Source organism: Curtobacterium sp. MCLR17_039 (assembly GCF_003234745.1).
GTDB classification, from domain to species: domain Bacteria; phylum Actinomycetota; class Actinomycetes; order Actinomycetales; family Microbacteriaceae; genus Curtobacterium; species Curtobacterium flaccumfaciens.
Window position 1 is genome coordinate 137825 of sequence record NZ_QKTF01000008.1, and the last position, 21977, is coordinate 159801.

At 72.2% G+C, this 21977-nt stretch carries 17 protein-coding genes; 10 read left to right on the forward strand and 7 right to left on the reverse strand.

What is annotated here, in order from left to right; translation table 11 throughout:
- Positions 1 to 42: 42 nt before the first annotated feature.
- Together DEJ00_RS11785 and DEJ00_RS11790 are read left to right on the forward strand one after the other, a co-directional pair.
- Entirely contained in the window at positions 43 to 1677 is a 1635-nt protein-coding gene (locus DEJ00_RS11785) for an ABC transporter permease (protein ID WP_111057468.1), read from the forward strand.
- Positions 1678 to 1704: 27 nt separating this feature from the next.
- Positions 1705 to 1992, forward strand: coding sequence for a hypothetical protein (locus DEJ00_RS11790; protein WP_027464737.1), 288 nt, complete (start codon positions 1705 to 1707; stop codon positions 1990 to 1992).
- A 3-nt stretch (positions 1993 to 1995) separates the two neighbouring features.
- Here the strand turns inward: DEJ00_RS11790 and DEJ00_RS11795 are convergent, their stop codons facing one another.
- Positions 1996 to 2514 (reverse strand): 8-oxo-dGTP diphosphatase, encoded by a 519-nt coding sequence (locus DEJ00_RS11795; RefSeq protein ID WP_175474970.1) that lies wholly within the window; start codon positions 2512 to 2514, stop codon positions 1996 to 1998.
- 64 nt (positions 2515 to 2578) lie between these two features.
- Between DEJ00_RS11795 and DEJ00_RS11800 the strand changes: the two genes are divergently transcribed.
- Together DEJ00_RS11800 and DEJ00_RS11805 are read left to right on the forward strand one after the other, a co-directional pair.
- Complete coding sequence (locus DEJ00_RS11800) at positions 2579 to 2929, forward strand: tryptophan synthase subunit alpha (protein ID WP_027464736.1); 351 nt, start codon at positions 2579 to 2581, stop codon at positions 2927 to 2929.
- A 19-nt stretch (positions 2930 to 2948) separates the two neighbouring features.
- Positions 2949 to 3839: an aminodeoxychorismate lyase gene (locus DEJ00_RS11805; protein WP_111057469.1), complete on the forward strand. Its 891-nt coding sequence runs from the start codon at positions 2949 to 2951 to the stop codon at positions 3837 to 3839.
- A 166-nt stretch (positions 3840 to 4005) separates the two neighbouring features.
- Here the strand turns inward: DEJ00_RS11805 and DEJ00_RS11810 are convergent, their stop codons facing one another.
- Positions 4006 to 5205 carry an amidohydrolase gene (locus DEJ00_RS11810; protein WP_111057470.1) on the reverse strand — a complete coding sequence of 400 codons (1200 nt, stop codon included), beginning with the start codon at positions 5203 to 5205 and terminating at the stop codon, positions 4006 to 4008.
- A gap of 112 nt (positions 5206 to 5317) precedes the next feature.
- On the opposite strand from DEJ00_RS11810, the gene DEJ00_RS11815 reads away from it, so the two are divergent.
- Both DEJ00_RS11815 and DEJ00_RS11820 read left to right on the forward strand, forming a co-directional pair.
- The gene (locus tag DEJ00_RS11815) at positions 5318 to 6517 is read left to right on the forward strand and encodes a Fic family protein (protein ID WP_181440164.1); all 1200 of its coding nucleotides are present in this window, start codon (positions 5318 to 5320) and stop codon (positions 6515 to 6517) included.
- A gap of 29 nt (positions 6518 to 6546) precedes the next feature.
- Positions 6547 to 8718 carry a S9 family peptidase gene (locus DEJ00_RS11820; protein WP_111057472.1) on the forward strand — a complete coding sequence of 724 codons (2172 nt, stop codon included), beginning with the start codon at positions 6547 to 6549 and terminating at the stop codon, positions 8716 to 8718.
- 123 nt (positions 8719 to 8841) lie between these two features.
- Here the strand turns inward: DEJ00_RS11820 and DEJ00_RS11825 are convergent, their stop codons facing one another.
- Complete coding sequence (locus DEJ00_RS11825) at positions 8842 to 10371, reverse strand: CYTH domain-containing protein (protein ID WP_181440165.1); 1530 nt, start codon at positions 10369 to 10371, stop codon at positions 8842 to 8844.
- Between the two features lie 58 nt (positions 10372 to 10429).
- Between DEJ00_RS11825 and DEJ00_RS11830 the strand changes: the two genes are divergently transcribed.
- Positions 10430 to 10702, forward strand: a complete 273-nt coding sequence (locus DEJ00_RS11830) for a mycoredoxin (RefSeq protein WP_027464730.1) — start codon at positions 10430 to 10432, stop codon at positions 10700 to 10702.
- A gap of 111 nt (positions 10703 to 10813) precedes the next feature.
- On the opposite strand, the gene DEJ00_RS11835 is transcribed toward DEJ00_RS11830, so the two are convergent.
- Together DEJ00_RS11835 and DEJ00_RS11840 are read right to left on the reverse strand one after the other, a co-directional pair.
- Positions 10814 to 12940: a DEAD/DEAH box helicase gene (locus tag DEJ00_RS11835; RefSeq protein WP_071245021.1), complete on the reverse strand. Its 2127-nt coding sequence runs from the start codon at positions 12938 to 12940 to the stop codon at positions 10814 to 10816.
- Between the two features lie 452 nt (positions 12941 to 13392).
- Positions 13393 to 14637: a phosphotransferase enzyme family protein gene (locus tag DEJ00_RS11840; protein WP_071405569.1), complete on the reverse strand. Its 1245-nt coding sequence runs from the start codon at positions 14635 to 14637 to the stop codon at positions 13393 to 13395.
- A gap of 80 nt (positions 14638 to 14717) precedes the next feature.
- Here DEJ00_RS11840 and DEJ00_RS11845 point away from each other — a divergent pair, with 80 nt between their 5' ends.
- Positions 14718 to 15812, forward strand: coding sequence for an aromatic acid exporter family protein (locus DEJ00_RS11845; RefSeq protein WP_111057474.1), 1095 nt, complete (start codon positions 14718 to 14720; stop codon positions 15810 to 15812).
- A gap of 41 nt (positions 15813 to 15853) precedes the next feature.
- Here DEJ00_RS11845 and DEJ00_RS11850 read toward each other — a convergent pair whose 3' ends face one another.
- Positions 15854 to 16168, reverse strand: coding sequence for a hypothetical protein (locus DEJ00_RS11850; protein WP_110864838.1), 315 nt, complete (start codon positions 16166 to 16168; stop codon positions 15854 to 15856).
- A gap of 195 nt (positions 16169 to 16363) precedes the next feature.
- On the opposite strand from DEJ00_RS11850, the gene DEJ00_RS11855 reads away from it, so the two are divergent.
- Together DEJ00_RS11855 and DEJ00_RS11860 are read left to right on the forward strand one after the other, a co-directional pair.
- Entirely contained in the window at positions 16364 to 17041 is a 678-nt protein-coding gene (locus DEJ00_RS11855) for a response regulator transcription factor (RefSeq protein WP_017885962.1), read from the forward strand.
- Positions 17038 to 18549 (forward strand): cell wall metabolism sensor histidine kinase WalK, encoded by a 1512-nt coding sequence (locus DEJ00_RS11860; RefSeq protein WP_051596530.1) that lies wholly within the window; start codon positions 17038 to 17040, stop codon positions 18547 to 18549. The genes DEJ00_RS11855 and DEJ00_RS11860 overlap by 4 nt, the downstream gene beginning before the upstream one ends.
- Positions 18550 to 18559: 10 nt before the next feature.
- Here DEJ00_RS11860 and DEJ00_RS11865 read toward each other — a convergent pair whose 3' ends face one another.
- Positions 18560 to 21970, reverse strand: coding sequence for an error-prone DNA polymerase (locus DEJ00_RS11865; RefSeq protein WP_071245024.1), 3411 nt, complete (start codon positions 21968 to 21970; stop codon positions 18560 to 18562).
- Between the last annotated feature and the right edge of the window lie 7 nt (positions 21971 to 21977).

The window sequence follows — 21977 nt, forward strand, 5'->3', positions numbered from 1 at the left end:
CGTATCCTGGCGCTCCGATCGAGAGCAGGAGCAGAGCGCCGAGTGAGCACGCCGCGGAACGACGTCCCCAGGAACGACGACGGACCGGAGCGCCCCGGCGGTTCCCGTCCCACACCGCCGAAGCCGCGCGGGACCCGGCCTTCCGCACGTGGGACCAAGCCGCGTCGTGGTGGCAAGGTCGCCGGGCACGCGCGTTCGGGACCCCGGCGACAGGCTCCGGTACCCGCACCCCAGCAGCACGGCGCCTACCGCCGGTGGTACTCGACCCTGCACCCGTCGCTCCAGCTGATCGGCCTGCAGCTCTGGATGCCGCTGTTCTTCATCGTCGGGTTCTGCCTGTGCTACGTCTTCGCGTTCCACGCCCCGCACCCGCACGACGTCCCGATCGCCCTGATCGGCAGCGACCCGGCGTTCGTGCAGGCGGTGCAGCAGGCGTTGCCCGGCGAGTTCGTGTTCCACACGTACGACTCGCTCGCGCAGGCGAAGCGCGACGTGGTGGGTGGCTCGATGGCGGTCGCGTACGACCCCGCTGCGAACGAGTTCTTCAAGGCGAGCGCGCACCAGTTCCAGGTCGCGAGCCTCGTACCGGCCACCCTCACCGCGGTGCTGACCGGCCTGGGCGTGGCGACCCCGAAGGTCACCGAGCTCGCACCGCTGCCGGCGTGGGACGAGTACGGCACCGTCGCGATGTACGTCATGCTCGCGTGGTGCATCGGCGGCTACATGGTCGCGATGTTCATCGGCATCATGGGTGGCCCGCTCCGGCACCGCACCCGGATGACGGTCATCGTCGTCGGCGGCCTCGTCATCTCGCTCATCACGAACACGCTCGCCGGGCCCGTGCTCGGCGCCATCCACGGGCACTGGATCCAGCTCGTGCTCATCGCCTGGGGCTGGATCGTGGCGATCGGCCTGGCGGTGAACGGCCTGAGCTACTTCGTCGGCCGGTTCATCGCCGCACCCGCGATGATCTGCTTCGTCTTCCTGTCCATGCCCTCGTCCGGCGGCGCCTACCCGAAGTGGTTCATGCCCGAGCCCTTCGCCTGGCTGAACAACGTCGTCGTCGGCTCGAGCATGGTCGACATGATCAAGCACCAGGTCTACGGCGTCGGCCCCGGCCCGGCTCGCGGCCTGATCACGATGGCCTGCTACGCCACGGCCGGCCTGGTGCTGATGTACTTCGGCAAGAAGTGGTGGGAGCGCCGACGGATCCGGGCGATCGTCACCGGCCGGACCACGATGTTCCAGGACGCCAACACCGCCAACCGCGAGTTCCTCGGCGGGCAGCGCGACGCCGAGCTCGAGCGCCACGGCCTGACCTCCACCGAGACCGGCACCCTGAGCGTGCTGCGGGACGACGACTGGGAGGACGACCGCACCGGCGGTGACGTCTTCACCGGCGGTCGCGACGGCCTGGAGCCCGGCGGGACGCCGACCGGTCGCATCGCCGTGCAGCGCCCCGGGGACCGCACCGGCCCGGTGCAGCGGCCTGGGCCCACGCGGGCCGGTACCGGCGCGTCGCGGAGCCTGCGGAGCGACGTGACGGCCGAGCACGTGGGGGGAGGCGCGGGGACCGGACCGCGCACGCGTCCCGTCCCACGCTCCGAGGGCTCCAGGGCGCCGGCTCGGTCCGACACGTCGGACGAGCCGCCGCACGGCCGGCACGCGGACCGGTGAGGCGCCGCTGACGCGTATCCTGATCGGATGAACCCCCGCATCACCTGGCACCGCGTCCTCATCACCGTCGTCGTCGTGTTCCTCGTGCTGACGGTCGGCTTCTACGCCGCGAGCGTCCTGCTCGCGCCCGCCGACGGCCGCGGTACCGCCGGGCTGTTCGTCGGGTGGGCGATGTTCTCGATGATCGGCGCGATCGTCGTCGGCATCATCGACTTCTTCGTGCGGCCCCTGGGCGGCCGGAGCGGCGACGCCGACGTCATGGCCGCCGCCGAGGAAGCGCGCACCGGCAGTACCCGCACCCAGCAGCCGCGCTAGCCGCTAGTCGCCCACGCCGACGCCCGTCCCGGTGAACCCGGCGACCGTCGCGTCGTCCTCGGCGAACGTGAACCGCGCGCGGACGCTGCCCCCGGCGAGCACCCCCGGCAGCCAGTAGCGGGCGTCGTCCCACATCGCGTCGTAGGGCACGGTGTCGACGGGGATCCACCGCGGCTCGAGTTCGTCGGAGCCCGACGGGTCTCCCTGCCAGCGGCGGCAGACGAAGACGTCCGAGACCTGGGACCAGGACGGCCGGTACGGGAACCGGTAGTCCAACGTGCCACGGGCCTCCAGGTCGACCGCGTCGAGCCGCAGGCCGACCTCCTCACGCACCTCGCGCACGGCGGTCTCGACCGCCGACTCGCCGGGCTCGCGCTTGCCGCCGGGGCCGACCAGACGGCCCGTGCCGAGGCCACGGCGCTTCTCCCCCAGCAGCACCTCGGGGCCTGCCTCGCCGTCGCGCAGCAGGTACACGACCACCACCCGGGGATGCTGGGACTTGCTCTCGTCGCGAAGGGTCACGCGTCCAGTGTGACCGATGGAGTGTCGTACGCTTTTCCCATGGCAGGCGTGCTGCGGGGGCACCATGGCTGAGCCCCGCAGGACCGGGCGCAGCCTCGAAGTGCTGCGCGCCGAGGCCGCCGAGGAGATCTCGATGCTCGTCGAGCACCGGAGCCGTCAGGGTGAGGACCCGTGGGAGTTCATGCCGACGCTCCCCACCGTCGACGAGCAGGTCGTGCTGATCCTGCGTGCGGACGCCGTCGACCTGGACGAGGCGATCGGCAAGCGGCACGCGCAGTGGTCGAGCCACCCGGCGTCCGGGCAGGGCACCAGGCTGGGCGAGGAGTACCACCGGCTGCGCCGGATCGCGCTGCAGCACCCCGAGCTGACGCCCGCCGTGTGGAAGCTGCTGGGCGCGCTGCCCGAAGCGGGCTGAGCTGCGGTTGGATGGATGCATGACCGAAACCGTGCTCGCCGTCCTCAACCAGCCTTCCCGCGACGCCGCGCCGCACGACCCCGCGGCCGACGCCTTCACCTGGGCGAAGCCGCTCGAGGAGCACGTCCAGGTGCAGGACCTCGGCGTGACGCGCGGCGACGGCGTGTTCGAGACGATCACGGTGATCGACGGTCGGCCCCAGGCCCTCGAGGCGCACCTCGCCCGCTTCGGCCGCTCCGCCGCGATGCTCGACCTGCCCGCCCCGGACCCGGAGGCCTGGCGCCAGGCCATCGAGGCCGTCTGCGCCCGCCTCGACCCGGTGCGCGAGGCCTTCGCCAAGACCGTCCTGACCCGCGGCATCGAGGGCACCGACCGCCCGACCGGGTGGGTCTACGCCGCGCCGTCGGGCGACTCCACGGCCGCACGCACCGAGGGCATCTCCGTCGTCGTCCTGGACCGGGGGTACCGGCACGACGTCGAGCGCACCTCGCCGTGGCTGCTGCAGGGCGCGAAGACGCTGTCGTACGGCGTGAACATGGCCGCCCTGCGCGAGGCCGTCCGCCGCGGTGCCGACGACGCCCTGTTCGTCTCGAGCGACGGCTACGTGCTCGAGGGCACGCGCGCCAACCTGATCATGAAGGTCGGCGACCGGCTCGTCACGCCGCGCACCGACATCGGGATCCTGGCCGGCACGACGCAGGCCGACGTGTTCCGCTTCGCTGAGCAGGAGGGCATCGAGACCGCCTACGAGCTCGTCACGCTCGCTGACCTGGCGGCGGCGGACGCGCTCTGGCTCGTGTCGAGCGTGCGGCAGGCTGCGCCGATCCGTTCGGTGAACGGCGACGCGCGGCCGATCGACGCGGAGCTCACGACGCGGATCAACGACTTCCTGCTGGCGCGCGAGGTCTGAGCACGCGCGCCCCCGGCGCATGTGCCGCGCGCGTTTCGCGCTGAGCGACACGTCACGGGGTGGAGCGTGCGTGAGGTGTCGCGCACCGCGAAATGGGCGTGGGCCCACGACGGACTGGAGGCGCGGTGCCAGCTGGCACCGCGCCTCCACTTCCGTGTCGTGCTCGCTACCAGCGCGGCGTGGTGACGCCGGCTCCGTCGGCCCACGTGAAGACGGACTTGCCGTCGATCCAGACGCGCGTCGCGCGGCTGGTCGCGTCGAGCGGGTCGCCGTCCCAGAGCACGAGGTCGGCGTCGTAGCCCTCGGCCAGGCGACCGACGCGGTCCCCGAACCCGAGGAACTCGGCCGGGTTGACCGTGAGCGCCTCGAGCGCGGTCTGGGCGGGCAGACCCTCCTTCACGGCGGCGGTCGCCTGGTCGACGAGCATGTTGATCGGCACGACCGGCGCGTCCGTCGTGATGGCGACCCGCACCCCCGCCGCCGCGATGGCGGCGAGGTTCGGGATGCCGCGGTCGCGGAGCTCGACCTTCGAGCGGCTGGTGAACAGCGGGCCGTAGATGACCGGGATGTCCTTGGCGGCCAGCACGTCGGCGATCTTGTGCGCCTCGGTGCCGTGGTTCACGACGAGCCGGTAGCCGAACTCCTCGGACAGGCGGATCGCGGTGGCGATGTCGTCGTGGCGGTGCGTGTGCTGGTCCCAGACGAGCTCGCCGTCGAGCACCCGGACGAGCGTCTCCTTCGTCAGGTCGCGGGCGAACGGCTCGTCCTTCGCGGCGGCGGCGTCACGGGCGGCCCGGTAGTTCTGCGCCTCGACGAAGGCGTCGCGGATGATCTTCGCGACGCCGAGCCGGGTCGAGGGTGTCTGGCCCTTGCCGCCGTAGACGCGCTTCGGGTTCTCGCCGAGGGCGCTCTTCACGCTCACCGAGTCGGAGATGAGCTGCTCGTCGATCGTGCGGCCGCCCCAGGTCTTGATGGCGACGCTCTGACCGCCGATCGGGTTGCCGGAGCCGGGCTTGACGACGATGCTCGTGATGCCGCCGGCGAGCGCATCCCGGAAGCCCTCGTCGTCGATGTCGATCGCGTCGATCGCCCGGACGCCGGCCATGTTCGGCGCGGTCATCTCGTTCGTGTCGTTGCCGGCCTCGCCGTTGGCCTCCTCGTGGATGCCGACGTGGCCGTGCGCCTCGACGAAGCCGGGGACGAGCCACGAACCCGCGGCGTCGATGACCGTCATCCCCTCGGGCGGGGAGACGTCCGGACCGATCGCGGTGATCCGGCCGTCCTCGACGACGACCGCGCCGCCGTCGAAGGCGGGAGCGGAGACGGGGACGACGTGGGCACCGGTGATCGCGAAGGAGTTGCTCATGGCACCAACGGTACGCGGGGGGCAGGGCGCGAGCGGGCGGGCGGCGGCGGCGGCGAGCGGGCGGAACACCGATTCCTGGCGTCGAGCGTCCGGGTGGTTCTACCGTCGCGGGATGGCACACCGGAGCGACACCTGGCCCACACACGAACGCAGCGAGCGACCGTGGCGGAGCACCGTCCGCGGGTGCCGCGACGACCGGCTGGTGACCACCGTGCAGGTGTCGCTGCCCCCGTCCATCGCGACGGCTCGGTGGACGCCTGACGACGACACCGTCGCGCTGCTCGACCGGAGCGCCACGGCCCTGCGCGCCCTCGACGTCCACCACGGCTCGCGGCTCGCACCGCTCGGGTCCGTGCTCGCCCGGACCGACGCCCTGGCGTCGTCGCGGATCGAGGACGAGTCCGCGTCGATCGACGACCTGGCGCGGGCACTCGTCGGCATCCGCGCGAACGCGGGTGCCACCGCGGTCGTCCGGGCCGGCGGAGCCGTCGAGCACCTGGTGTCCGGAGCGGACTCGGGAACCGTCACCGAGGTCTCCCTGCTCGAGGCACACCGCCTGCTGATGCGCGACGACCCGGTCGACGGACGGTACGCCGGCCGGTACCGAGACGTGCAGAACTGGATCGGCGGCGGCGCCACGCCCCGCGACGCCGTCCACGTGCCACCGCCGCCCGAGCTCGTGGCACCGCTGATGGCCGACCTGTTCGCGTTCGTGCACCGCGTGGACCTGCACCCGATCGCCCAGGCCGCGATCGCCCACGCGCAGTTCGAGTCGATCCACCCGTTCACCGACGGCAACGGTCGGATCGGGCGGGCGCTGATCGGGGCCGTGCTCCGGCGACGCGGGGTGACGACCACGGTCACGGCACCGGTGTCCGCCGCGCTCGCGGCGGACCGACGGCGGTACTTCCGACACCTGGAGCAGTACCGCGACGGCCGGGTCACCGGGTTCGTGGTCGACCTGGCCCTGGCGATCGGGACGGTGTGCGACGAGGCGACGCTGAGCGCCCTGCTGCTCAAGGAGCACGACGCCGACCTGTCGGCCGGCCCCTGCGCCTCGGGTCCGCACGCCGTGGTCGGCCGTGCACTCGCCGACGACCCCGTCCTGACCGAAGCGCACCTGGACACCCTGCTCACCGCCGACGAGGTCGAGCGCGTCACGCACGACCTGGTGCTGGCGGGAGTGCTCCGTCCGGTCACCGGTCGTCGCCGTGACCGCGCGTGGGTCGCACCCGTCGTGGTCGCCGAGCTCGAGGCGTTCGAGCAGCGGGTGCACGCCGCTGTGGGCGGCCGCGAGCGCACGGCGGCCTGACCGGGGGTACGGGCGAATAGGGTGGGACGGTGAGCAACGAGCACACCGCATCCACCCCGCCCAGCGCCGCCAAGCGGCCCGTGACACGGACCCACCACGGCATCGACTTCGTCGACGACTACGAGTGGCTGCGGGACAAGGAATCCCCCGACACCCTGGCGTACCTCGAAGCCGAGAACGCCCACACCGACGCCGCCACCGCGCACCTCGCGCCGCTGCGGGACCGCATCTTCGCCGAGGTGAAGAGCCGCGTGCAGGAGACCGACCTCTCGGTGCCGGTCCGCATGGGCGACTGGTGGTACTTCACCCGCACCGCCGAGGGCAGCCAGTACGGCGTGCACTGCCGCGTGCCCGTCGCCGGCCCCGACGACTGGACCCCGCCCGCCGTCGTCGAGGGCGAGTCGACGCTCCCCGGCGAGCAGCTGGTCCTCGACGGCAACGCCCTGGCCGACGGCCACGAGTTCTTCTCCCTCGGCACCTATGACATCAGCGACGACGGCACCCGCCTGGTCTACGGCATCGACGTCGAGGGTGACGAGCGGTACACCCTGCACGTGCGCGACCTGGCCTCGGGGACCGACCTCGGCGACGCCATCCCGAACACCGGGGCCGGCGCCACGTTCGACCCGGCCGGGCGCTACGTGTTCTACCCCACGGTCGACGAGTCCTGGCGTCCGGACAAGATCTGGCGCCACACGGTCGGCACCGCGGCGTCCGAGGACGTCCTGGTGTTCGAGGAGCCCGACGACCGTTACTGGGTCGGCGTCGGTGTCACCCGCTCCTCGCAGTACATCGTCATCGAGCTCGGCTCGAAGATCACGTCCGAGGCGCACGTCCTCGACGCCGCGGACCCGACCGGTGAGTTCCAGGTCGTCTGGCCCCGCCGCGAGGGCGTCGAGTACGAGATCGAGCACGCCATCGTCGGCGGCAGCGACCGGTTCCTGGTGCTGCACAACGACGGCGCCGAGAACTTCGAGCTCGTCGACGTCCCCGCCGACGACCCGACCTCCGAGCGGGACCGCCGCGTCGTCGTGGCGCACCACACCGAGCGCCGCATCGAGTCGGTCGACGCCTTCGCCGGACACCTCGCCCTGGAGTACCGGTCTGAGGCGCTCCCCCGCGTCGCGATCATCCCGATCGAGGGCGACGGCTACGGCGACGCGCACGAGGTCCCCTTCGACGAAGCACTGTTCTCGGCGGGGCTCGGCGGCAACCCGGAGTGGGAGCAGCCGACGCTCCGCATCGGGTACACGTCGTTCGTGACCCCCTCCGAGGTCAGCGACCTCGACCTGGCCACCGGCGAGGTCACCGTCCTGAAGCGCCAGCCCGTGCTCGGCGGCTACGACCCGGCCGACTACGTGCAGGAGCGCGACTGGGCGACCGCGTCGGACGGCACCCGCGTGCCGATCTCGCTCGTCTGGCGTCGTGACGCCGTCGAGGACGGTACCCCGGCACCGCTGCACCTCTACGGCTACGGCTCGTACGAGCACTCGATCGACCCCGGCTTCAGCGTCATGCGCCTGTCGATGCTCGACCGCGGTGTCGTCTTCGCCGTCGCGCACGTCCGTGGTGGCGGTGAGCTCGGCCGGCACTGGTACGAGAACGGCAAGACCCTGACGAAGAAGAACACGTTCACCGACTTCGTCGCGGTCGCCGAGCACCTGATCGAGTCCGGCCGGACGAGCGCCGACCGGCTCGTGGCCGAGGGCGGCAGTGCGGGCGGACTCTTGATGGGCGCGGTCGCCAACCTCGCACCCGAGCGGTTCGCCGGCATCCTGGCCGCCGTGCCGTTCGTCGACGCGCTGACGAGCATCCTCGACCCGGACCTGCCCCTCACCGTCATCGAGTGGGACGAGTGGGGCGACCCGCTGCACGACGCCGAGGTCTACCGCTACATGAGCGAGTACACCCCGTACGAGAACGTCCGCGATGACGTGCAGTACCCGCAGATCCTCGCCGTGACCTCGATCAACGACACCCGCGTGCTCTACGTCGAGCCCGCGAAGTGGACCGCGAAGCTCCGCGAGGTCGGCGCTCCGGTGCTGCTGAAGACCGAGATGTCCGCCGGCCACGGTGGTGTCAGCGGTCGCTACGCGTCGTGGAAGGAGCGGGCGTTCGAACTCGCCTGGCTGCTCGACGTGCTCGGGCTCGCCGACGAGACGCCCGCCGCCGCGACCGCCAACCCGATCGCCGCGGGCTGAGCCGCGCCGCGCACTTCGGGAGCAGAAGAGGTCGGGTCCGAACGCGGGACCCGACCTCTTCTGCTCACCAAGCGAACAGCGGCGCTCCCGGCGCACCCGGCGCACGCGGTGCACGCACCCCGCTCACACGCGGTTGAGCGCGTGCACCGCCTCGTCGTAGGACTCCTCGGCCAGGCGCACCCGGTCCCCCGCGAGCACCCCGTACCCGAACGTGCCCTCACCCCCGCGCTCCGCGACCGCCGCGTTCGCCCGCAGGATGTCGAGGGCATGCAGGGACCGCACCCGTTCGGTCAGCACGTCGGCCGCGGTGCCGATCCGCTTCCACAGCGCGTGCGGGAACGCGTCGTCGCCGAGCACGTCCATCGCCATCCGGGCGCGCATCGTCTCCTGCCACGCGGCCTCGGTGGTGGTCCGGTCGGCGGCCTCGCGCTCGGCAGCGGTGTCCGAGGTGTCGTCGGCCACGGCGGCCCGGACGAGTTCGCGCACACGAGGCTTCACGTCGGCGCCGACGTCCTGCGCGACCTGCTTCGGTGCACGGAGCGACCACGCCGTCGGCGCCGGGCGCTCGGCAGCGTCGTCGAGGGCGTCGAGCAGCTCGAGGAACGGCTCGCCGTGCAGGAACGCGACGACGTCCCGCACCGCCTGGTCGCGACGTTCCCGGGTCGAGGCGAGGATGCGCTCGCGGGTCATCGCGTCGACCAGGTCGTCCTGCGCCGGCGACGACGCCCGCGGCAGCCGGTCGATCAGGTACTCGGCCAGCGCCGCACGCGCGGTGACGCCCGCCAGGCCGTCCGCCGCCTCGGCGGCGCGGTCGACGGCCTCGCCGTCGGGGAACGCCGGGCGGTAGGCGCCCAGGATCGCGGCGATCTCGAGGGTGGTGTCGGCCGCCTGCCGGAGGTCGGCCGTGTCGCCGGAGCGGAGCCGGGCCTCCTGGCCGAGCAGCGCGACGCGCAGCTTGCGCACCCGCTTCGCCAGGATGCGTGCGGTCGTGCCCTTGGCCGGCTTCTCCTCGGTCTGGAGGCGCGGTGCCGGTGCTCCTGCAAGCCCGCGTGCCAGCTTGGACGCGACGGCGGCGGGGCCGGCACCGACGGCCGCGAAGCGCCCGTCGAGGGCCGCGAACAGCTCGTGGGCGATCTGCGGGTCGACGCCGTCGACGGTCTCGACCTCGACCTCGCGCCAGGTGCGCGGGGTCTCCGGAGCATCGTCGTCGAGGCGCTGGGCGGTGACCTGGTCGTCGGCGAGCTCGGCGATCTGGTCGCCGTCCTCGTCGAGCAGTCGGGTGACGGTGCGGGTGGTGGTGATCCGGACGACGGGACGCAGCCCGCGACCGCGACGCTCCGTGAAGAGCGCGGCGAGGACCTCGTCGGGCACCGTGTCGGCGTCGTCGGTCAGGGGGAACTGCTGCTCGTGGCGGACCGTGTCCGACTCCGATCGCTTGATGTGCCAGCCGGCGTCGGGGCCGCCCGTGCGGCGGCGCACGGTCACCCGTGCGGCCACAAGGTCGTACCGCTCGGTGTCCCAGTAGGTCGCGTCCAGTTCGAACGGCTCCTGGTGCTCGGTGCGGAGGATGCCGCCCGCGCCGACGAGGTCGGGGAGGGCACCGCCCTCGGGCAGGTCGTAGGTGCGCTCGATCTCGAGGTGCGTGTGGCTCACACGCTCTTGTCTACCAGGCACTGCGAGGTTTCCCCGCACCCGGGGTTAGCCTGCAGGGATGAGCGACACGATCACCCGCGAGCAGTTCACGCCCGAAGCCGGCGGCGTCACGATGTTCACCACCACGTGGTGCGGCTACTGCGCCCGGCTGAAGAACCAGATGTCGAAGGCCGGGGTGCCCTTCACCGAGGTCGACATCGAGCAGACCCCGGGCACCGCCGAGCTCGTCGCCGAGGTCAACGGCGGCAACCAGACCGTGCCGACGCTCGTGTTCCCCGACGGCACGACGGCGACGAACCCGTCCCTGGCCGAGGTGCAGTCCCGCATCTGAGCGGCGGCCCTCCGCAAAACACCGGTGTTCACGCTCCGAACACGCGCATGACGCGGTTCAGAGTGCGAACACCGGTGTTTTGCTGTCAGCGCCGCGCCGGACGCGCCCGCGCTAGCCGCCGAGCGCCTCGGTCAGCAGCGCAGCCATCGCGTCGAGCTGGATGTCACCGGAGTCGACGACCTCTTCGTCCGAACCGTCGAGCGCGCGGGCGGCCAGGGACGCCTTCGAGTCGATGAGCTCGGCGATCTTGGTGTCGATCGTCTGCGCGGCGATGATGCGCCACGCGGTGACAGGCTCTTCCTGCCCGATGCGGTGCACACGGTCGATCGCCTGGGTCTGCTCCGCGCTCGTCCACGACAGCTCGGCGAGCACGACGTTCGACGACACCTGCAGGTTCAGCCCGACACCGGCGGCGGTCAGTGAGCAGACGATGACGGCGACGTCGGGGTCGTTCACAAACGAGTCGATCTCGGCCGTGCGCTGCGTCGGGGTCTGGTCGCCGCGGATCGTGGCGGTGCGCAGGCCGCGACGGGCGAACACCTCTTCCGCCTGGTCCATCACGTCGAGGTGCTTCGCGAAGAACACGACCTTGCCGACGTTCGAGGCGAGCTGTGCCGCGTAGTCGGCCGCGAGCTGGGCCTTGGCCCGGCCGATGCGACGGACCATCGAGAACACGTTCTCGCCGGTCGACGAGGCATCCTGGTCCTCGAGCTCCCAGCGCGCGACCTGGCGGACCAGCTTGTGGTCGATGCCGACGACCGGGTCCTGCCCGGTGCGGGCGTCGAGCGCCTGGTGGTAGCGACGGACGAGCTTCGCGGTGAGCTCGCGCTCGGCGTCGCGGATGGAGCGACCCTCGTCACCGTCGAGCTCGACGGGGATGTCGGCGATCCGGCGGGCCGGGATGTCCGCGGCGACGTCGACCTTGCGGCGTCGGACGATGCCCTGGTCGATGACGGCACGGCGGGCCTCGACGAAGAACCCGGGATCGGCCGGCGTCAGACCGATCTCCTCGAGCTCGTTCATGAGCTTCGCGCGCGGCTTCTTGTCGTCGATCCAGCCGAGGTACTCCCAGATGGTGCGGAAGTCCTCGACCGAGTTGATCAGCGGGGTACCGGTCAGCGCCATGAGCAGCGGCGCCGCGGTGCGCTGCCGGATCCGCTCGGCGATCTGCAGCACGAACCGGGCGCGCTGCGAGTCCTTGTTCTTGATGAAGTGCGCCTCGTCGACGACCATCCCCTTGAACCCGAAGTTGCCGAGCCACCCGGCGTGCCGGTCGAGGATCTCGTAGTTCACGATGACGATGTCGGCGAACCCGTCGAGGTCGTTGCCGTCCCCGTGGATCACCGTGGCGCGGTGGTTCGGCACCCAGCGCTCGGCTTCACGCGCCCAGTTCGTCTTGACGACGTTCGGCACGACGACGAGCAGCGGGAACGCGTTCGCGGCATCGGCGGCGAGCAGCGACTGTGCGGTCTTGCCGAGGCCCGGCTCGTCGGCGAGCAGGAACGTGCGGTGCCCCTGCGCCGCGGCGGCGACGAGTTCCGCCTGGTGCTTCATGAGCGTGGTGCCCGAGCGCGAGTGCAGCGTCGTGGGCTCCGGCAGCGGCATCGACGCCGCTCCCCCGCCCGCGCCGTACTCGAACGACTTGAACAGCGGTCCGAACAGTTCCCAGTTCGCCAGGCGACGCGGGTGCGCGACGGGCTGGTCGGCGAGGGCGAAGTCCGGCGGCATGAACGGGTTCGCGAGCTGACGCTGCACGACCGCCTGCGGCACGACGGCCCGCACCGGGGTCTCGACCACCGCGGCGGGCTCGGACGCGATGACGAGGTCCTCCGGCTGCAGTTCCATGCCACCGGCGATCATCATGTCGCGCTTGACCGCACGCGTCGCCTCGGACACCTGAACCTCTTCGGCGAGGAGCTGGATGACGCTGGTGTCCCGCGCCGCCGTCTTCGCCAGGATCGTGGCCACGCCGTCGAGCCGCTTGAGCTGCTCGGCGCGCTGCGCGTCGGTGAGCTCCGTGTCGGCCTTCACCCGCGCGCGCTCTTCGCGCATGAGCAGGGCGACCGCCTGGAACTTCGTCCGGTTCGATGCCTTGAGCGGTCCGCGCTGTGCCGCGGCCTCGACCTCGCGCACAGCGCGGGCGAGGACGGGGATGACGCCGTCGTTGTCCAGCGGCCTGGTGCGACGTGACGCGGTCCGCGTCCCGCCGGCAGCACGCCGGGTGCCTGATCGAGCCAACGCTCCTCCTGTTCCGCCCACACGTCGGGGCGATCCGCCCGTGGGGCGGGAAGTCCTGCACCGGGGCCTGGCGCGGCTCCGGTTCGGCTGCGGGCCACCGTGGCCCACCGCATCGCCGGTCCCCGCATCGGGACGTCCGGTGGACTCCCGCGAGCCGTTCCACACGAGCACCTGCCGGGAGCAGGTTCGGACGGTCCGCGCCGGGATCCGGCGTCGTCACACGCACGTGATGCCCCCTCGGGGCGGTCACGGCCCGGTCCCCGCGTCGATCAAGTGATCGACGGCTGCGTCCGGAATCGACGCGGCACGCGGGAACGCGGTGCGTGCGCGCTCAGTTTACTCCCGGACCACCGACAGAGGCGACCGACGCGTTGCCCGCGCGCGTCGCGACGGCGGACGGGAGGCCCGTGGCGGGCCCGACCCGCGCCTCCGGTCCGTCCTCCGGTCGCCTCTCAGACCTGCGGTGCGGACCGCGGGCGGGTCGAACCACCGGTCGGGAGGCTCGGGGCCGCGTCCGCCAGGGCGGCCTGCGTCGCGGCGAGGAGCTGCTGGGCGGTCTGGATCCCGTTGGCGGAGCCGGTGGTCGCCTGACCGCCGGCGTGGGCGAGCAGCTGGGCGCCGATGGCGGGCCCGATGCGGTCGGCCTCGCGCGGGTTGCGCGCGACCCAGTCGCGGGCGATCGCGTCGGCGAGGCGCTCGGCGGCGGCGCCGCGCTCGGCGTCCCCGCGGGACCGGTGCCAGAGCCCGGTGACCACGAGGTGGGCGACGACGGCGCCGACGTCACGGACCGGGAAGCCCCAGCCCGCGGTGTCGATGTCGAGCAGGCCGGAGATGCGCCACGGCTCGTCCTCGTCGACGAACACCTGCTCGAGGTGCAGGTCGCCGTGCACGACCTGCTTGGTCGAGCTCGACCAGCCGATGGAGCGGCGGCCGATGGCGTCGTACAGGCGGTCGATCTCCTCGGCGTCGCGCGGCAGGGCGGCGATGAGCGTGCGACGGTGCCAGTCGGCGTGGTCCATCGCGTCGGCGCGCGCCTGCTGGGTCATCGGGACGGTGGCGACCCGGCCGCTCAGCGCGGCGAGCGACGCCACGAAGCGGGGGTCGTCGGCGATGTCGAGGATGCGGCTGCCGGCGGGCACGCCGCGGATGCGCTCGAGCACGAGCAGGCCGTCGCCACGGCTGGACAGCACGCGCGGCACGGGCAGACCGGCCGCGACGAACTGCTCGTGCGACTGCACGATCGGTGCGACCCGGTGCGGACGGACGATCTTCAGGAACAGGGTGCGCTCGGGGGCGTCGACGCGCACGACCGCGCGCTTGCCGGGCCGGTACGCCGCCACGGTGAGCACCGGGTCGGTGACGGGCATGCCGAGCGTGGTCAGGAGCTCGGCGACGGCGTCGCGGTAGGTGACCTGCGGCAGCACCGGCAGGCCGGGGTCGTTCGGGTACGCCCACACCGACACCGGGTCGCCCGTCGCTGGATCGGTGACGATCGCGCTGTTCTGGTCGTGGGTGCCGCCGGTGTCGACGTAGGTCAGGACCGTGGCGCGCTGGCCGTTGCGGTCCACCGTGTCGACCTCGTAGCCGTACAGGTAGCCGTTGCCCGAGGGCTCGACGGAGTGCGCCCGTGCGGCCACCACGGAGGTCCCGGAGCCGGCGAAGGCCTGCGGGATGACGCGCTCATGGTTGGGCCACACGGCATCAGTCAACCGTGTCGCGCGGGTTTCGTCGCGTTCGTGCGCGGCTCGGCGCGCGGCCGGTGGCTACCGTGGTCCGTGTGAACCCGGTCGCGCGCCTCCGCAGCTCCAGTCGCACGCCGTTCCTGCAGGTCGTGAAGACCGCCGTCGCGGTGGTCGCCGCCGTGCTCCTCTGCCGACTGGTCATCCAGGGGCCGTTCCCCACCTTCGCGGCGATCGCTGCCCTGCTCGTGGTGCAGCCGAGCATCAACCAGTCGTTCGTGAAGGGGCTCGAGCGGAGCGCGGGCGTCGTGATCGGTGTCGTGCTGGCCACCGGGTTCCACCTGCTGCTCGGCGACGGCGTGTTCGTCGTGCTGCTCGTCATCGTGCTCGCGATCCTCATCGCCTGGGCGCTCCGGCTCACCCCGACGTCGGCCACCCAGGTCGGGATCAGCGGGATGCTCGTGCTCACCGCCGGGGTCGTGACGCCGAACTACTCCGCCGACCGGATCCTCGAGACCGTGATCGGTGCGATCGTGGCCCTGGTCGTGAACGCGCTCATCGTGCCGCCCGTGCTGCTCGAACCGGCACACCTCGCCGTCGCCCGGCTCGCCCGTGACACCGCGGTGGCGTTCGAGCGGATCGCGATCGGCCTGACCGAAGGGTGGGACCGCGAGCGCTGGGACGAGGCGCTCGTCGCCGCTCGGTCACTGCGGCAGCAGCACGCCAAGGCCGAGGCATCCCTGGGGTCGGCGCGCGAGTCCCTGACGATGAACCCGCGCGGCGGCCGGCACCGGACGATCCTCGACCGCGACGTGGTGACCACCGACCACCTGCGCGTCCTGGTGACCCGGGTCACCGGGATGACCCGGGCCATCCGCGACAACACCGCACCGGACCTGCGCGACGACCCGGTGGTGCACGGCATCGCGACCGAGGTGGCACGGATCGGTGCGGACGTCCGGTCGCTCAGTGCGCGGGTCGAATCCACACGGCTCGACCCGGTGGACGGGGTCGGCCGAGCGGACCCCGCCACCTTCGGACCGGACGCGGAGCCCTGGGCGGAGGCCTCGGAGCCGGCGCTCACCGCGCCGCTCGAGGTGGTGCGGCCGAACTCCCGGCACTGGGTGCTCATCGGGGCACTGCTCGAGGACATCCGACGGGTGCGTGGCGAGCTGCTCGGCGAGGACGACTAGTCGGTCCGGTTCAGCGCGCTGCGCAGGCCGCTCGGTCCGCTTCAGCGCGCAGCGCAGGCCGCTTCCGACGCCGTCCGGACGACGTCCGACCAGATCACCGCGGTCGGGACGACGTCGGTCGCGGTCGCGCCCGGGATGCCGGCGTCGGCGTACCGGCTGATCTCCGCGACGACGGCCTCGGTGCCGACCTCGCGTGCAGCACGGCTCGCCACGTCCGGCACGGCCGTCCGCAGCTCCGCGACCACGCGGTCGCGCGGAGCGTCCTCCAGCTGCGCGAGCGCGCCGATGCCCTTCCACGCGGCGTCCAGTTCGGCGCGCAGGCGCACGATGGCCGGGTGGTCGATCGAGTCGTTCATGATCCCCCAGTGCGGGCGGCGCATCGGGTCGCGCTGTCCGCTGCCGGAGCCTAGCAACGAAGCAAGCGGCGCTCACGTCCCTAGAACGTGGGACAGACCGTTCTGCTTCGTCCTGTGACGAGATTCAGCGAGTCGGACCCGGAGAACGGCCCTCCGCGCCGGTTCGATGCCACGATGGGTCCGAGGAGGTCCACTATGCGGCTGTTGGTGGTCGAGGACGACGACGAGATGCGTGCCCTGATGGAACGCGGACTCGCGGCCGAGGGGTACCGGGTCACGGCCGTCGAGAACGGTGTCGAGGCGCTCATCGCCCTCGGCGAGCAGGCGTTCGATCTGGCGGTCGTGGACGTGATGATGCCCGGCATGTCCGGCTTCGAGCTCGCGCGGCGGATCCGTGAACGCGAGGACCCCGTGCGGATCCTGCTCGTGACCGCGCGCGACGCCGTCGACGACCGCGTGTTCGGGCTCGACGCCGGCGCGGACGACTACCTCACCAAGCCCTTCGCCTTCGCCGAGCTCACCGCCCGGCTGCGTGCGCTCGGCCGTCGCGAGTCCGCCGGGGCTCCCCGCACGATCGAGGTCGGGGACGTGTCGATCGACTCCGAGGCCCGCCGCATCTCGATCAAGGGGCAGCGCGTCGCCGTGAGCCCCACCGAGTTCGCCCTGCTCCGACTGCTCGCCCGCTCCGCCGGCAGTGTCGTCGACCGCCCGAAGATCCTCGAAGAGGTCTGGGACGGTTCGCAGCACGTCGACCCGAACGTGGTCGAGCAGTACATCTCGTACCTCCGCAAGAAGCTCACCGCGCACGAGGCCACCGTCGCCATCGCCACGGTCCGCGGTCGCGGGTACCGCCTGGATCTGCTCGGGGCGTGAACGGGGCCGACGACGCCCCACGATCGGACCGCCGACGCGGCGGTCCGATCCGGCCGCTGCGTCTGCTGTCGCTGCGTGCCCGGATCACGATCGGCTCGACGGCGATCGCCGCGATCGTCATCCTGTTGCTCGTCCTGGTGATGCGGTTCCAGGTGGTGAGCGTCGTCGCGAGTGCGACGCGCACGCTGCTCGACGCCGACGCCGACCCCTACGTCGCCACGCTCGAGGTCGACAGCGACCCCGACCTGTCGCCGCCGGGCAACGCGCAGCTCGTCGCCGTCGTGTCCCCGTCCGGCGAGATCGTGCTGTCGACGATGCCCGACCGTGTCGAGCAGGCGCTCGGCAGTCTGCGGTCCACCCCTGCCGGTACCTCGATCATCACCGTCTCCGGCTCGGAGTACCGCGTCGTGGTGGAGCACCCCGTCAACGAGGCCGGCCGCTGGACCGTCGTGGCCGCCCGCAACTCGCAGGCCGAGGCCATCGTCGTCGACGACCTCACGACGACCCTGTCGTTGACCGGCCTGGCGATCCTGCTCGCCTTCGGCGTGGCGTCCTGGGTGCTCGCGACCACCGCACTGAGGCCGGTGAACCGGATGCGGCGCGAGGCCGAACGGCTCTCCGTCGCCCCGGAGCGTGCCGAACTGCCGGTGGGCCCCGCACAGGACGAGCTGGCGTCCCTGGCGACCACGCTCAACGCCTTCCTCGCCCGGACCCGGCAGGCGACCGAGCGCGAACGCCAGATGGTGTCGGACGCCAGCCACGAGCTCCGGACACCCCTGGCGATCCTGACGACCCAGCTCGACCTCGCCTCGCTCGACGGGAACGACGCCGCCGCCCTCGCCGCCCACATCGAACGCGCCAAGCACAGCGTCGCGCGGTTGTCGCGGCTGGCGAACGACCTGCTGGCGCTGTCGCGGATCGAGGAGTCCGAGCGCCGTGAACAGGACGGCGACCGACGCCCCGAGACCGCGTGGTCGGACCTCGGCGACGAGGTGATGGCCGCGGTCGACCGTGTCCGGCTCATCGCCTCGGCGAAGGACGTCACCGTCGACTTCGACCTCGAGCCGCCCGTCGCCGTCGGCGGTTCCGGCCCGGGCATCGGCGGCGGCACCGTCGAACCGCGGTACCGGATCGACACCGGTGGGATGGCGCAGCTCGTCACGAACATCGCGGGCAACGCCGTGGCCGCACTCCCCCGTGGCGGCGGCATCTTCGTGTCCTGGCGGAGCACCGGCGGCGAAGGCGTCCTGCAGATCACCGACGACGGCCCCGGCGTGCCCGAGTCCTTCATCCCCGTGGCGTTCGACCGCTTCACGCGTCCGGACGAGGCCCGGACGTCCCGCCCGAACCCGGACCCGTCGACCGGTGTCGGCGCCCTGCCCGGCGGCTCCGGGCTGGGACTCGCGATCGTGCGTGCGGTGGCGGAACGGGCGGGAGGCACGGCGTCCCTCCGCAACGTGCCCGCCGGTGGACTCGAGGTCACGATCCGCCTGCCCGAGGTGCGCTGAGCACGACCGCTCACTGGAAGTCCCGCGAGCGGGTGCGGACGGACAGCGACAGGTGCTCGATGCGGTCCGCCACCAGGTTGACGACCCCGTCGGGCGAGCGCTCGAGGATGCCCCGGACGATCACCGCCGGGGACTCCCGCGCCACTCGGCGGAAGCGCCCCCAGACCCCGACGCTGCAGATGACGTTGACCAGCCCGGTCTCGTCCTCGACGTTCAGGAAGGTGATGCCGGAGGCCGTCGCCGGACGCTGCCGGTGCGTCACGATCCCGCCGACCTCGACCCGTCGTCCGGTCTCGGCGGTCGCGGTGTCCTGCACGCTGAGCACCCGGCGGGCGGCGAGGCGGTCGCGCACGTGCCGGACGGGGTGGTCGTCGGTCGTCATGCCCGTCGACCACATGTCGGCGATGAGCACGTCCCCGCTCGTCATCTGCCCGAACAGCGGCGGCTGCACGAACACCTGCGTGTCCGGCAACTGGTCCGGGCGCTCGGCGGCCGCCTGGGCAGCCGACCACATCGCACCGCGGCGGTCGATGTCGAAGGGGGCGAAGGCATCGGCAGCGGCGAGTGCCTCGAGCTGCGGCGTGGTGAGCCCGACCCGTCGGGCCAGGTCCGACATGTCGCGGAAGGGGCCGTTCGCGTCCCGCTCCGCGACGATCTTCTCGGCGCTCTTCCGGCTGAGGGACGCGACCTCGGCGAGCCCGAGCCGCACGGCGAAGGCACCGTCGCGTCGGTGGCTCGCGGTGTCGTCGGGGAGCGCCTTGTCGAAGGGCAGCACCGGGGGCTGCTCGGTGGCCAGGCACGCGTCGTCACCGGCAGGGGCATCCCCGTCCGGCAGCGGTTCGAGCGTGGCGTCGACCCCGGACCGCAGGATGTCCGGTCGCAGCACGCGGACGCCGTGCCGTCGGGCGTCGGCGACCAGGGTCTGCGGTGAGTAGAACCCCATCGGCTGCGCCCGGAGCAGGGCCGCCAGGAACGCCCCCGGGTAGTGCAGTCGCATCCACGCGCTCGCGTAGACGATGAGGGCGAAGCTGATCGAGTGGCTCTCCGCGAAGCCGAAGTTCGCGAAGGCCTGGATCTTCGCGTAGATGGCGTCGGCGTCCGCACCGTGGATGCCGTTGTCCGCCATCCCCGTGTAGAGCTTGTCGCGCAGCCGGTCGATCTTCTCGTGCCCGCGCTTCGACCCCATCGCTCGTCGCAGCAGGTCGGCGTCGTCACCGGAGCAGTTGCCGACCGCGATCGCCATCTGCATGAGCTGTTCCTGGAACAGCGGGACCCCGAGGGTGCGTTCGAGCACGGGTTCGAGCGCCGGGTGCATGTAGGTGATCGGTTCCTCGCCCGTGCGTCGGCGGATGTACGGGTGCACCGCGCCGCCCTGGATCGGCCCGGGTCGGACGAGTGCGACCTCGATCACCAGGTCGTAGAACCGCCGCGGGAGCAGTCGGGGCAGGGTGCCCATCTGGGCGCGGGACTCCACCTGGAACACCCCGATCGTGTCCGCGCGGCACAGCTGGTCGTAGACCCCCTGTTCTTCCTTCGGGATGGAGTGCATCTCCCAGCGCTCCCCGCAGTGCTCTGCCGCCAGGTCGAACGAGTACTGCAGGGCCGCGAGCATGCCGAGCCCGAGCATGTCGAACTTCACGAGCCCCATGTAGGCGCAGTCGTCCTTGTCCCACTGCAGCACGGTGCGGCCGTCCATCCGGGCGTGCTCGATCGGCACGACCTCGCCCACCGGGCGGTCGGTCAGCACCATGCCGCCGGAGTGGATGCCGAGGTGCCGCGGGAACCCGAGGACGTCGCTCGCGAGCCCGACGACCGCCGGCGGGATGTCGTGGTCCTGGCTCTCGGTCACCGAGCCCCACCGCTCGACCTGCTTCGACCAGGCGTCCTGCTGCCCGGGGCTGTGGCCGAGCGCCTTCGCCATGTCACGCACCGCACCCTTGGGCCGGTAGGTGATGACGTTCGCGACCTGGGCGGCGTTGTGCCGACCGTACTTGGCGTACACGTACTGGATCACCTCTTCGCGGCGGTCCGAGTCGAAGTCGACGTCGATGTCGGGTTCCTCGTCGCGCATCGCCGACAGGAACCGCTCGAACGGCAATCCGTACCGGATCGAGTCCACCGCGGTGATCTCGAGCAGGTAGCAGACCGCCGAGTTCGCCGCCGAGCCCCGCCCCTGGCAGAGGATGCCCCGACCGCGGGCGTACTGCACCATGTCGCGCACGATCAGGAAGTACCCCGGGAAGTTCTTCTCCTCGATCACGGACAGCTCCCGCTCGATGCGCTCCCGCTTGCGGGGGTCGACGCCGTCGGCGCTGCCGGGGTAGAACCGCCGGGCACCCGTCCACGTGAGCTCGCGGAGCCACGACATCGCGGTGTGTCCGTCCGGGACGTCGAGGTCGGGCAACCCGGGCTGCACGGTCTTCAGCCGGAACCCGAGCTCGTCGGCGAGTTCCACGGTCCGCTCGATCGCGCCGGGGTAGCGCCCGAACCGTCTGGCCATCTCGGCGCCGGAGCGCAGGTGGGCGGTGTCGGCGGCCGGCAGCCAGCCGTCGATCTCGTCGAGGCTGCGGCGGGCACGCACCGCCGCGAGCGCGGTCGCCACCGGGAACCGGTCGGGGGTGGCGTAGTGCACGTTGCCGGTGGCGACCAGGGGCAGCGCGTGCTTCGCGGCGAGGGCGGCCAGGGCGTCGTTGCGGGCGCTGTCGAGCGGGTCGCCGTGGTCGAGCAGCTCCACGACGACGTTGCGGCTGCCGAACCGGTCGAGCAGCACCCGGAGCGCGGTCTCGGCGGCGGGCTCGCCACCCTGCTCGAGGGCCTGCCGAACGGAGCCCTTCCGGCACCCGGTGAGGACGCGCCAGTGCCCGTCCGCCCGCGCGGCGAGGTCGTCGAGGTCGTACTGCGGGCTGCCCTTCTCGGACCCGGCGGCCAGGTGTGCGCTCGTCACCGCGCCGGCGAGCCGGTGGTAGCCGTCCTGACCGTCGGCGAGCAGGAGCAGGTGCGAGCCCTCGGGGTCGGGCACACCGTTCTGCGGTTCGGTCAGCCCCAGGGACAGCTCGGTGCCGAACACGGTGCCGACCTGCGGGTACGACTCGGCGACCTCGGCCATCCGGGCGGCCCCGTAGAAGCCGTCGTGGTCGGTGAGCGCGAGGGCGTGCAGTCGGAGCCGAGCAGCTTCTTCGAACAGGTGCTCGGGCTGACTGGCGCCGTCGAGGAAGCTGAAGGCCGAGTGCGCGTGCAGTTCGGCGTACGGCACCACGGGCCCGCCGTCGGTGTCGAGCGGTGACGGGACGTACGGCTCGCGCTTCCGCGACCACGCGGGGCTGTCGCCGCCGTCGCCGTCGTGCGCCGTGCCCGGGCTCCGCTTGTCGGACAGCGCGCGCTCGAACTGCGACCACGGGATGGGTGGGTTGCTGTAGCCCATCAGGTCA

Coding starts and splice junctions, on each gene's coding strand:
- DEJ00_RS11790 (WP_027464737.1), top strand. CDS start 1,705: ATGAACCCCCGCATCACCTGGCACCGCGTCCTCATCACCGTCGTCGTC.
- DEJ00_RS11800 (WP_027464736.1), top strand. CDS start 2,579: ATGGCTGAGCCCCGCAGGACCGGGCGCAGCCTCGAAGTGCTGCGCGCC.
- DEJ00_RS11805 (WP_111057469.1), top strand. CDS start 2,949: ATGACCGAAACCGTGCTCGCCGTCCTCAACCAGCCTTCCCGCGACGCC.
- DEJ00_RS11810 (WP_111057470.1), bottom strand. CDS start 5,205: ATGAGCAACTCCTTCGCGATCACCGGTGCCCACGTCGTCCCCGTCTCC.
- DEJ00_RS11815 (WP_181440164.1), top strand. CDS start 5,318: ATGGCACACCGGAGCGACACCTGGCCCACACACGAACGCAGCGAGCGA.
- DEJ00_RS11830 (WP_027464730.1), top strand. CDS start 10,430: ATGAGCGACACGATCACCCGCGAGCAGTTCACGCCCGAAGCCGGCGGC.
- DEJ00_RS11850 (WP_110864838.1), bottom strand. CDS start 16,168: ATGAACGACTCGATCGACCACCCGGCCATCGTGCGCCTGCGCGCCGAA.
- DEJ00_RS11855 (WP_017885962.1), top strand. CDS start 16,364: ATGCGGCTGTTGGTGGTCGAGGACGACGACGAGATGCGTGCCCTGATG.
- DEJ00_RS11865 (WP_071245024.1), bottom strand. CDS start 21,970: ATGGGCTACAGCAACCCACCCATCCCGTGGTCGCAGTTCGAGCGCGCG.